General features: G+C 46.8%; 9 protein-coding genes. 1 reads left to right on the top strand and 8 read right to left on the bottom strand.

Annotated features, from left to right (window positions below):
• The 4 genes from QT994_RS13770 to QT994_RS13755 all read right to left on the bottom strand — a co-directional run.
• Positions 1-2,021 (bottom strand): tetratricopeptide repeat protein (locus QT994_RS13770; protein ID WP_333175368.1); only part of this gene is annotated, 2,021 nt, incomplete at its 3' end.
• 6 nt (positions 2,022-2,027) lie between these two features.
• Positions 2,028-2,822 carry a DUF928 domain-containing protein gene (locus tag QT994_RS13765; RefSeq protein WP_333175366.1) on the bottom strand — a complete coding sequence of 265 codons (795 nt, stop codon included), beginning with the start codon at positions 2,820-2,822 and terminating at the stop codon, positions 2,028-2,030.
• Positions 2,823-2,998: 176 nt separating this feature from the next.
• Positions 2,999-4,951: a CHASE2 domain-containing protein gene (locus tag QT994_RS13760; RefSeq protein WP_333175363.1), complete on the bottom strand. Its 1,953-nt coding sequence runs from the start codon at positions 4,949-4,951 to the stop codon at positions 2,999-3,001.
• The gene (locus QT994_RS13755; RefSeq protein ID WP_333175360.1) at positions 4,951-5,622 is read right to left on the bottom strand and encodes a response regulator transcription factor; all 672 of its coding nucleotides are present in this window, start codon (positions 5,620-5,622) and stop codon (positions 4,951-4,953) included. The genes QT994_RS13760 and QT994_RS13755 overlap by 1 nt, the downstream gene beginning before the upstream one ends.
• 306 nt (positions 5,623-5,928) lie before the next feature.
• On the opposite strand from QT994_RS13755, the gene QT994_RS13750 reads away from it, so the two are divergent.
• Positions 5,929-6,750: a methyltransferase domain-containing protein gene (locus tag QT994_RS13750; protein WP_333175356.1), complete on the top strand. Its 822-nt coding sequence runs from the start codon at positions 5,929-5,931 to the stop codon at positions 6,748-6,750.
• 599 nt (positions 6,751-7,349) lie between these two features.
• On the opposite strand, the gene QT994_RS13745 is transcribed toward QT994_RS13750, so the two are convergent.
• From QT994_RS13745 to QT994_RS13730, 4 genes are all read right to left on the bottom strand, one after another.
• Positions 7,350-8,009, bottom strand: coding sequence for an MAE_28990/MAE_18760 family HEPN-like nuclease (locus QT994_RS13745; RefSeq protein ID WP_333175354.1), 660 nt, complete (start codon positions 8,007-8,009; stop codon positions 7,350-7,352).
• Complete coding sequence (locus QT994_RS13740; RefSeq protein WP_190660510.1) at positions 8,009-9,115, bottom strand: DUF262 domain-containing protein; 1,107 nt, start codon at positions 9,113-9,115, stop codon at positions 8,009-8,011. Before QT994_RS13740 ends, QT994_RS13745 begins: the two co-directional genes overlap by 1 nt.
• Before the next feature lie 163 nt (positions 9,116-9,278).
• Positions 9,279-9,875, bottom strand: a complete 597-nt coding sequence (locus tag QT994_RS13735) for a Uma2 family endonuclease (RefSeq protein WP_333175350.1) — start codon at positions 9,873-9,875, stop codon at positions 9,279-9,281.
• A gap of 79 nt (positions 9,876-9,954) precedes the next feature.
• Positions 9,955-12,195: a phosphoketolase gene (locus QT994_RS13730; protein WP_333175347.1), complete on the bottom strand. Its 2,241-nt coding sequence runs from the start codon at positions 12,193-12,195 to the stop codon at positions 9,955-9,957.
• Positions 12,196-12,340: the final 145 nt, after the last annotated feature.

Here is a 12,340-nt window from a genome sequence, read left to right as displayed (position 1 = left end):
GATTCGCTTTTTCCCTGAATCTGGAAGTCGTCATAGACGATCGAATACTGAACCAAAGTGGCCTTCTGTGATTTGGCAATTTGGCTGATTTGATCCTGGTTGGGAGCAGCGGCGATGACCGAATTGGCATCACCAGTTGATAAGCGCTGTGTCAGGAGATCGACAAAGGCACGAGCACGTCCCCGTTCGGAAATTTCTAAGGCCGCGATCGGGTTATTCTGAGCCACCCGAACTTGTTGTAAAGTCCGATAGGTGCGAGCTTGTTCTTCAAAGATGGAGACTTTATTCGCGTCGTTGGAGCCGACCATTTGACGCATGGATTCCCAAACTTGAATTCCATTCACGAGAATTTTCTCAGATTCTGTTGGGTTGCCAGCTTTCAAGAAGGCCAATCCGAGGTTGTTGAGCGCCTGACCCTCTCCTTTGCGGTCTTTAATTTCGCGGGCGATGGCTAACCACTGCTGTCCATACTCAATCGCTTTGGCATAGTTGCCCAGATCGATGTAAGTGAGTCCCAAAATGCCCAGTGCTCTACCTTCCCCAAGGCGGTCTTTAATTTCTCGTGCGATGGCTAAATATTGCTGTGAATACTCAATGGCTTTGGCATAGTTGCCCAGAGAGCCGTAAGCGATTCCCAAATTGCCCAGTGTTGTACCTTCCTTAAGGCGGTCTTTAATTTCGGGGGCGCTCGCTAAACTCTGCTGTAAATACTCAATGGCTTTGGCATAGTTGCCCAGAGAGCCGTAAGCGATTCCCAAATTACCCAGTGCTGTACCTTCCCCTTCGCGGTCTTTAATTTCGCGGGCGATGGCTAAATATTGCTGTGCATACTCAATACCTTTGGTATAGTTGCCCAGATAGATGTAAGTGAGTCCCAAAGTACCCAGTGCATTCCCTTCCCGAAGGCGGTTTTTAATTTCGCGGGCGATGGCTAAACTGAGCTGTGAATACTCAATGGCTTTGGCATAGTTGCCCAGAGAGTTGTAAGCGATTCCCAAATTCCGCAGTGCTGCACCTTCCCCTTCACGGTCTTTAATTTCGCGGGCGATGGCTAAATATTGCTGTGAATACTCAATGGCTTTGGCATAGTTGCCCAGATCGATGTAAGTATTTCCCAAATTGCCCAGTGCTATACCTTCCTTAAGGCGGTCTTTAATTTCGCGGACGATGGCTAAATATTGCTGTGAATACTCAATGGCTTTGGCATAGTTGCCCAGAGAGTGGTAAGCGACTCCCAAATTGCCCAGTGCTATACCTTCCTTAAGGCGGTCTTTAATTTCGCGGGCGATGGCTAAATATTGCTGTTGATAATCAATGCCTTTGGCATAGTCGCCCAGAGAGCCGTAAGCATTTCCCAAATTCCCCAGTGCTGCACCTTCCGCTTCACGGTCTTTAATTTCGCGGGCGATGGCTAAACTCTGCTGTGCATACTCAATCGTTTTGGCATAGTTGCCCAGACCGAGGTAAGCGGCTCCCAAATTGCCCAGTCCTCTACCTTCCTTAAGGCGGTCTTTAATTTCGCGGGCGATCGCTAACCACTGCTGTGAATACTCAATGGCTTTGGCATAGTTGCCCAGATCGAGGTAAGCGGCTCCCAAATTGCCCAGTAGCATACCTTCCCAGTCGCGGTTTTTAAGTTCGCGGGCGATGGCTAAACTCTGCTGTGAATACTCAATAGATCTGGCATAGTTGCCCAGATCGACGAGGTAAGCGGCTCCTAAAGCGCCCAGTACCGCACCTTCCCCTCGGCGGTTTTTGAGGGCGCGATAAATTTGCAGCGCCTGTTCCCAGGAATTCAGCGCTGCTCTTAATTGTCCAGTCCGATACTGTTGGTAGCCCTGCTGAAACAGCCGATCGCCCTCTGCTTGACGGGCATCGATCGCCTGAGCAACAACCGGGAGTTGAGAGTGCCGAGGAATATAAAAGGCAACAGACAACAGGCAAAAGGCAAGGGGAAAGAGGAAGCCCGATCGCACTTGACGATCGCTTGATTTAAGCAGTTTTAACGATAAAGATTTCATATAATTTTAGGGTTTTGGTTGAGGAAGTTGTCGCTGTTGTTCGATCGCTCTAATTTGCTTCAATCGATCGCTCCAATCTTTCAAAGGTTCGGCTTCCGAACTAGCGAGAGCATCTAGCAATTCCAGCACAGCCGCTTGGCTTTGAGAAGTCTCAGAGGCTTTGCGCGCTTCGGCGATCGCGTCATACCACAGCCCAGCCTCCGCATACAAGTCGATCCGCTGTTGGGGAGTTTGCGCCGCTGCAAGTTGAGTCTGCAACGACGCAGCAGGTGCAACGACTTGGATTTCTGCCGCCGCCACCACATTTCTCGAAGGAACATTCGGATCGCAGACCAACACCACTTGCCACTGATAGGATTGCCCAATCGACAGTTGGGGCAGATTTGAGGGCAAAGCAACCGACATGATTCCTGGCTGACTCTGCATCTCGGTTCTGTAGAGCAGTTGTCCCGTGCGAGTAAACAGCCTCAATTGCAGCGGACGAGGAGTGCGATCGGGTACAAACCAGGTAAAAGTGGGATGCCCGGAAATCGTTTGTCCCACATGACTAAACGGCACCAACGCAGTCAATATCGCTGGTGAATTACCTTCGCAACTGCCGCCGCGAGTGGTATTCGTCCCCGTATCTTTCGGTTTAGAAGGGTCTTGAGGAGGAGTGTATTTTGCCAGTGCTACAGGAGCGAGAGAGAGCGAAACACTCAGCATTAAACTCGCAATGCCCGCAGAGTAAATGGTTCGACGCTTCAATCCGTGAGTCATCATCGCAATCCCCTCTGTAACTATTTCTACAGTAATCAACAATACACAAACACAATAGAGGACTGCCCGCAAGCTTCGTTTGCGGGAAGGTGCAAAGATATAGCAAGTGTGATATCAATTCCAGTTGGATCGGAATGATTTAACCGTAGAGAACGCAGAGAACACAGAGGAAGAGAAGAGAGAGATGAATAATTCGGATGCTAACTCTCAGGAACCAATTACCAGAACCAGCGCCGTTTGGCTGACCAAGTTAACTCGCACACTGTCCCCCTCGGTACATTTGGGCAGCGCCGAAATGTTCCCCCTAATTGTTTGGCTAAATTGTTTGCCAATTGCGTTCCTAATCCTGAAGGTTGGAGTTGAGAGTTTAGATATTGAGTTGTCTCCCTGTCCCAGTTCGTTTCACCGGAACTCAGCGCTTCTGCGTCAGACGGGTTCCCCCTGCCATTGTCCGCCACCCGAATCACCTGCCGATCGCCCTCCTGAGTGCAAATTACGGTCAAGCGAGTGGCTTCGATGGCGTGTTTCCCCACATTGCAGAGCGCTTCTTCCAGAAAGCGGCAGAGTGCTCGCTTGTGTTCCAACCGCAGATGCGAGGTGTTCAAGGGATCGAACTGTACAATTTTGAATTTGATCGTGGTGAGGTAGGGCAGTTCTTGTTCTAGCGTGTTGCAATAGATCTTGTAGAGCAATTCATGCAGCGGGGCTTGCAGGGCCAATTCGATCGCGCTTCCCATGCGAAGATGCGGTTCATCCGCGATCGCATCTCGCTGCACCGATCCGTAAACTGCCCGTAATTCTTCATTCAGGCGTTGCAACTCGGGTAAAAATGGCGACGGTGTGGCTTCTCCCTGAGCGGTTCTCAAAATTCCCACCAATGTTTGTAACGGGCCGCTGTGAATGGCATTAAACGTCTGTTCGATCGCAAATTGACGTTCCTCTAACCGCAGTCGGAGTTCCTGTTCGTGGCGATAAAAAAACGCGGCCATCAAGCCAGCCCCATTCAACACCAGCACCAACAACACAGGTACGATCGGCACCCACCACCCCAACAGAATGAGCCAGTAACAAAGCGCGATCGGGCTGATGCTGGCGATTAAGAGTCCGAGCAAAATTTTCCAGGGCGATCGCAGAAATCGCCCCAAACTCATCCCCAAGAGTCCCCAGACCCCAATCCAGAGCATTTCCCAGCCATCCGTCCAGACCTGAATCAACGAGCGTCGATCGAGCACCGCGCTCAGGATCTGGCTGGTGGCGTGGGCCTGCATTTCGACTCCGTAAATCCGTCCGGGATTGATGCCTGCGATCGCACCTGAACTTGCCAGATCCTTCGCACTAAAAGACATCATCCCAATCAACACAATTTTGCCTCGAATCCAATCCGGGTTGACCTGTCCCGATTTGATTTGCGAGAGAGAAAGCACGCGAAACGGTATCCCACTGCGAACATTCAGCAAAATCTGGTTGCCGCCTGAATCCGCCCCCACATATCCGCCGGAATTGGGTTGAAGCCTGGTTAACTCAGTATTACCAAACCGCAAGGCATTGCGATCGTGGATGCCATTTTCTAACGCAATACCTTTTGTGGCGAGATAGCGTTCCGCCAGTCGCAGGGAAAACGAAAAACGGTATTGCTGCTGGGGGTTGTGAGCGCCCAATAAACTGCGACGCTGATAGCCATCGGCATCCAGAACGGTATCTGCAAAGCCAATTTGTTCTGGTGGTAGCGCGGGCGGAGGTGCGACGATAAAGCCACTGCGATCGGGCAGGGCAATCTCCACTCCGATCGTATTCTTGCTGCTGCGAAACACCGATGTTAGTTCAGCATTACCCGGCTCAACCGGAATATCGCGTACAATATCCAGCCCGATCGCGATCGGTTCATAGGCCTGCAAGCGTTTAAGCAAATCGGCAATTTCGCGATCGGGAATCGGATAAGTTCTGGCGCGTTGAATATCTTCCTCGGTGATACTTACGATTACAATCCTTTCATCTATTGGCTCAGGGGGACGCAGCCGCAGAAATCGATCGAACGTCACCAACTCTAAAAACTGAAGCGCACCCGTGAATCGAGCGATCGTCACAGCGACAATCACCATCACCCCTGGAAGCGCTCCTCGTCCCCAAGTCGTGACATCCGCTTTCACTGCTTGCCATCGATCGCGCTTCACTAATCAATCAATCCTTGTTCCCTAGCTCGCACTTGCGTTTGAATCCGCAGATTCTTGTCCTCTTCGGTATGCACATCTAGCACATTTCGAATCTGACTCCAGTAACACTGCACAGTGCGTTCAGAAACATTCATCCGTTTGGCGATCGCAATATCCTGTAAGCTCTCTTGAAAAGCAAATTGCAACACCTGCATCCAGGCGGGTTTGAGTTGCAGCCCGTTGCGGATCTCTTTGGGTGTATAAATCCGCTCGTGCAGGGCCCAATCAACCATTGTCAGCAACTCTTTCATGGGCTCGCTCTTATCAACAACCGTGAAGCCGCCCATGTGATTGTCTATCAAGGGTTTCCGCCAAACTAAAGTCCGAACATGGGCACTCTGCACCACAATATTCAGACTCGGATACTGCTCCATCAACGTTTTGAGGAGTTGCAGCCCTGAATTTGCTTGAGCCGTTTCGCCGATCGTCTCTGGCATCACCAGATCCACAATCACCAAATCCGGGGTCATCTGCGCTATTTGCTCAAGGGCTGCCTGAGCCGTCGAAGCCGTCAGAATGTCGGCCTCTGGATATTCTTGCTTCAGAATGTTAAGCGTGCCGCCTAACACCATCGCATGGTCATCCACAACTAAAAATGTTCGTTTCTCCGGTTGAGGTAAAGTCTGGGGCATAGTTGATTCGTTCCCACACAACATCGTCAGTTTAGGTAATCCGTCAACCCATTTTAGATATGGGATTTACGATTTTCGATTTTTGACCTAGTTGAAACTAGGGGCTTTAAACCGCTGAAATTCTCATTCAAAATCCCAAATCCTCAATCTAAAATCGTCTCGGTCATCTTCTTATAATAGAGGAACTACCTGGCTCCCGTCCTGCATCTGTCCGCCAACTGGGGTTGGGGATGTCCGCAACGAGAATTGCGCTAAAGCGCAGTTCTATTATAATCTAGGTGTCGAAGCAGGGAAAAGGATGATTTTATGGCGGCCGAAGGTTCGTATCAAGCCAGTACGTTCAATCTGGAATTGGAGGGAGAAATCCAGCGGTTAAAAGCTCAAGTTATCATCAGTTGGGAAAAGGAAGCGCGCACTTTAAAGTGGTTCGGTTTAGCCGACGGGATGAAAGTTTTGGAAGCGGGTAGCGGGCCGGGATTCTTTACCGAAAAACTTGTAGAATTGCTGCCAAACAGTTCGATAACAGCGGTTGAAATCGACCCCGTACTGCAGGAAAAAGCAGCAGAATATTTGCACCAAAAAGCGGGGGGTCGAGTAAATCACGTGCAAGCATCGGTTGGGGATACGGGCTTACCTGCTAACAGTTTTGATTTCGCGATCGCCCGTTTGCTGTTCGTTCATCTCCCAGATCCCGTTGCAGCAGCTAGAGAAATATTCCGAATCTTGAAGCCTGGGGGAAAACTGGTAATTATTGATAACGATGCGGATCTGTTTTGGCTGACAAATCCGCCTTGGTCAGTCGAGATTGTCCGCGAAAAATTCAAGCAGGTGATAGCATCGCGGGGCGGCAATTTATGCGTCGGGCGAAATCTGTGTAGCATTCTCAAAGAAGCTGGGTTTGTTAGCGTTGATTTAGAAGCCGTTGTCAGCCACAGCGATATTATCGGAATTGAAGCGTTCCAACCTTTGCTTGACTCCGGCCCCATTTTGCAGATGGTCAAACAGGGGTTGATTTCAGAGTCGGAAATAGCCAGCTATCTGGTTTCGCGGGATAAGTTTGAAGCTGCGGGCGATAGACGATTAATAATGACTTTTGGGCTAATGGCTTGCGGGGAAAAAAATCAATAAAATTAAGACAAATTTTTCACAAAACTTTGATGTTTCGCCGCAAAACCTCTAGCACTCTCGCTAAATTGCCAGCTAACAAAGCAAACTTATTTAACAGCAAATCAGGAAAAACTTTAGAATAAATTATCCCCTCAGCATTAGTTTAAAGCTGCACGAATAGCTCTAGAATCGTATCATATCAAATCCGGTAGCATCGTCGGGCGTCAAACCTAGTCAACAGCCAAAAATCACGGCTCGTGCAACCGGACTTGACATAATTCATCTGCGTTAATCTGTGTTTATCTGCCCTCATCTGCGGTTAAAAAAAGAGAATTATTAACCGCAGATGACAAAGGATTGACGCTGATTCACGCAGATGAAGGAAGAGAGATAGGAATAATTGAGTAACTTTACGCCTACAAGTCTAACCAATCGTTGGAGTCAATCGCGCAAAGGTTGTTTATGAGAGCCAATGGTTGTCCGTGTCGGCTCAACTTTACCCTTATGCTCGATCATACATCTGGTTATATCGGTAATTCAATGTGAAATGAACTAAATGCTGGGATTGGCGATTGTACATCCGCGACTAAGCTTCAAACCACTCTAAAGAAATAACTTATCTAAGGTGAATTCCGCATATAATCCTTATTAACAGCAGCATTTTCTATCTGATTACGAAATACATCAAGCATTGCCATAATTTCTGTGTGTAACTCTATATACTCTTCTCTGTCAACAGTCAAATAGTTACCATGTGCAATTTCGTTTCTTGTTTTCAAAAGCTTGATATCGATTAATACCCGCTTAGTAGAGTATACAGAAAACTCTATCCCCAGAGTATAAGTTATTTCTTGCAAAATGTCAGAAGACAGATTGGATGCAGTAGAAATTGCATCTTTGTCTTTGTATGGCAAAGAGCATTTAGTATGTAAGTTAGAAAGGAAGAAATCACAAACAGGTATATATAATGATGGTTTATTGGTGTCTCTAGCCTCATTCAATTTTGTCTTCATTGCCAGAGCTAGAAAATTGCTACTAAGCTGATCGTAGCGAAGCTTTTGCATCGCAACATACTCTAGGTAACTATTTGATGCTAATTTGACAAAACCTTCCCAATGGGCATAGAGAATACATATTCCACTCCGAATCAACGCACTATGCCTTGGAGAAGAAACATTTCTCGATTCTACCAAGGATTTGAGTTCCGAAAGTTCCTTCTTTCGCCAAGCAAGATCGGTGGAAAGCTTATCACTTAATTGTTCAGCAGTTCGGATACTCATTAGGGGGAAAATACTTCTCTACCCAGCGGAATCAGGTAAGGTAAACGTCTTGTAGCATTGAACCCTCCTCCCGACCGTGTTTGATAAGTTGGATGCGACCAAATACCTTTTATTTTATCAGATATCAGGTTTGTTTGAGGTAGATGTTTATAGTTGTATCCGATTCCCAATGCTACCACTTCATATGCCGATAATAGAAAACCACCCAAAAACCTGTCTTGTTCAGGTTTATATTTCTTGAAACTATCCTCACCTATAGTTTCATCAAGAAGATCGAATGTTGTCTTGAATGCGGTTTCTATGTGATGATAATCTAACTCTTTATTAGAAGCAACTTTACGCATTGTTTCGGTTAGGAAAACGTGAACATCACCACCCAATTTTTTAACGCTGATATCATCCTTGTCAAATAGAAGTATGAAACGTAATACTAATTCCATATCATACTGTTCTTCATAGAGTCTATCACTTAAAGCAGTGCATTTTTTGAAGGGTTCATAATCTGCCAGTGAACGCATCAAGTGATATAAATCTTTATTCAACATCAAAAGAATGCAATTTCTCACTTCTTGAGGTGTAGCAACTGAACCTCCTGTATTCAGTCGCTGAAATAGCTCATATTTAATCATTTCATCGCTTTCTTTCTGAACAATATTGACAGCAATTTTTGAGCGTTTAATCAATAAACGCTGTGCTTGGGTGAAAGAATTATCTCGATCGTTTGGGTCGTCCCATTTTTTACCTTCTAAAGAAGCTAAATATGTAGTTTTTTGTAAAGCTACTGGCTGTGTATTGTTTTCCGCTTCATCTTTTTTCAAAATACCGACAAATTCATATATTGTTGATAGTCTCTGAACACCATCTACAACATCCCAAACCCCATCATCTCTTTGGCTAACAAAAATTGGTGGAATAGGTATACCTAGCAAAATCGATTCTATGAAGGTTGATTTTTGGTGATCGGACCAACGAAAAAATCTTTGAAAATCTGGATGGATATCGATCTCACTATTTTCATAAAGGCTGATCCACTCTCCAATAGACATTGAGTAGCCATCAGTCCGAATTTCTTGCCTTGTTTTATCAATTTCATCTTGCAGGGACATAGTTCAAGGTGTGTTAAATTTTGTTATGTATAACCATTTCTGTAGAATAGGAATACTTAGCTATTCTACTGTGTTGGGTTGCGCTTGACAAAAAGTCAGTGTTTAACCCTGCAATTATAGCAGATCAACCAATTTGTTGCGTAAATTTTATTAATCGACCAAATTACTGCTGCCTAACCCCATTAAGAAACTCTGTCCTTGCCTCAATTCTTGAAGGCGTTAAAACGCAACGCACCAGCAATTCTAAATCCAATTCCGGCAGCAACTCACTTCTTGAAACTTGCTCATAATTATCCTCCCGCAACCCATACACAGCCAACTGATTATTTTCCCAAAACCAGACTTCAGGAATGCGAAGTCGCAGATACTTAGCGAGTTTATTTGTGCTACCGCTAGTCATCGTTACCTCCACGGCTAAATCGGGATGCTCTTTTCTTGAACCTATATAATAAGACTCGTCTGGTTCAAATGATACATCTCTTGCCCGGTCTCTGCGAGTTGCACTCCCTACAGGAATATATTCAATTCCCATTTCACAAAAGCAGAGTTGTAGCAAAAAATTAAGAATACAACTGATTGTCTCATGTGCTTCACCCAGTGTCATAAACTCGATCCACCCATCAAGATAACTTATCCGCAAACCCCGAGAGTCGGCCATCAAAGATTCGAGAGCCTCAAATTGCTCCCAAGTATAATAACCGGGGAGAATCAATCGCTGTTCTGCAAGCGTACCTACTTCTTCTAAAATTTTTGCTGTCATAGGTATCACCATCCTATTTTAAATATTACTAGCCCCTACCCAGTACAAACCAGGCAGGGGCATTCACTCACATTCTAACTTAATGAACTAGCTCGATCGCCCTTTTAGTCAACGCCTCAGCAGTCAACCCGTTAAACGCCATCAACTGACCAGCACTAGCAGTAGTTTCCCCCCGCTTCCATGCGAAAGTATCCCGCTTGCAATTGCTGCGGAGCATCACAGGTTCTAACATCCCAGAAGCACCGCCTGTCACGCCAATCAAGGCATCTCCGCCAAACATTTTGGCAAATTTCTCATCGCTCAAAAAGCCGCCGTCAGCTTCCGAACAAGTATCCCAAGCAACATCGCTAGCACGGTACAAACGCCGGGGATTCACAACAGAAACAATCCGCACTCCAATCCCTTCTGTTTCCAAAAATGCGGCCGCTTCAAACACTGGCATTAACGTCATGTCGCCGACAACTGCAAACACTACTTTCTTGCTCCCCCCTTGATTGTGGGCAGCTTGCGGGGAATCGACTTCGTGCAGCACTATTGCACCGTCTTGCAAACCTTGGCGAGTCTGTTCAAAAGTAGTGCGAATTGGCAGTGGCGACTTGCTTGCAGTAATCACAACTCCCTTATTTCTAGCAGTCAAAGCCCACTCATAACAAGCTTGAATACTGTTAGCATCGGGTGGAAACAAAGGAAACACATTTCCGTTCCGCATCATCGCCGCAAAATAAGCCTCAATTTCCGGCCGCTGGTGCGTCCAACCGTTGCGGCCTTGTTCCAATGCACCGGCTGTAAATAAGGTGACAGTTGCCGGAGTTGGACGGCGCAATTCTGCCATTGCTTGGGTTACAGTTTGCCAAATTGGTAAACCGTTGATGGCAAAAGATTCGTAGGAACACCACAAACTCCGCGCTCCGAATAGCGATAAACCTACGGCTAAACCGGCGCAAGCATCTTCGCTCAAAGGTTCGTAAACTTGACCGTTGGGCGATTGATTGTACAGGTCATCTGTCGTTGGGTGAATAATTTTGAGAGCTTGGTTGATATTGGCAATTGCCGATGCTTCATTACCGTCAGCATTAGTGACAAGAAAAGTACGATCGCGCTCGCCCACTTTCCCTACCAAAACCCCCATTGCTGTTGTCGAAATCTTCGGTTCTCCCCCAACTGCAAATTCTTCCAAAGGCAATTCGCCTAAATCTGCCAGCGGCAATGTAAACTCAGTAACAACTGTTTTCGCCGCCGGCCCGCCGCCCGCACGCTCGCAATTTGTCCGCACCAACTGCCAAGCAGCAGCAGTCAAAGCGCGCTCTTTTAAAGCACTGATAATGTGCGGAGCATCCAGCGTATCTTTCGGATAAAGGTTGTGAGATTTTGCTCCGCGCGCGTGTACGCCGGCACCTTTCAACTGTTTGATAATAAATACAGTTAATTTGCCGCCGAGAGCAGATTTTGCCGCTTTGTCAACTCCTTGTAAAACAGCTTTTGTAAATGCCATGCGCTGTTCGAGCGAAAAAGCAGTGCTGTCAACATAATCTTCCGGTTGATTTTTATCGTCAAATTCCTTAGCATCAACTAAGATAACTTCTTCAAAACCGTTGCCTTGCCAATAAGCAATCATTTCAGCATTAGTTTTAGTCGAAACCATGCTGTGATGTTCCTGAGAATATCCGTTCCAAACCAACACAGGCAAAAAGTTAGTAACGCTGGGATAAGCAGTGTGGAAATGCGCCATGCTGCTCATCGGATAGGGTTCGCCCATGCCGCCGTCGCCTATTGTGAAAGCAAACAGTTTTTCCCGATGCAAAAGCGCTCCAGCCATTGCGAAATGCTGCCCTTGTCCGAGGGGGCCCGCCGGTGCTAAAAGGCCGGGAATGAAACCGGAAAGATGTCCTAACAAACCGTCTTTTTCTCGGAATTTATCGCGCACTTGCTGCACGTTAACAATTCCCATATCCTCCAAAGATCGATCGAGAAACATGGCGCTGTAAAAGCCGGGGGCGTGATGGCCGACTTCGGTGACAATGTTCTTGTGTCCGAGCATTACCAAAGCGGCATAAGCCTCAGCTTGGCTAGCAAAACCCCCCGGGTGTCCCGATGCCTTGCTAGCGGTAACTTGCAGCGTCAGGTAGCGCAGGGCGTCTGCTCCCAGCATCGTTTGAAAGACGGCGACGGGATCGGCAGGATCGGCGATCGACTTGCTCCCCTCGGCGATCGCAGGTGTTTTCCCATAAGTCTCAAAACCAGGGACTGTTTCAGCAAAATATTGAATGCCTTCGCAAAAAGCGGGCGTTGCTGACGTTGCCTGCGGGGTAGTTGCTGTCATGCTTGATACCTAAAAAATTTGAATTGGATTAATGTAAGAGTAATTTTATAGCTTCCGTGTTCCAAAAAATCATGAGTTCTATTATGTCAGTGATAAATAAGTAAAATATCTCAATTTTTAAGCTAATAAGTAGTTATTTGAGAGC

The organism is Microcoleus sp. S13_B4, assembly GCF_036700885.1.
Classification (GTDB): Bacteria; Cyanobacteriota; Cyanobacteriia; order Cyanobacteriales; family Microcoleaceae; genus Microcoleus.
This window is presented reverse-complemented; position numbering and strand designations above follow the sequence as displayed.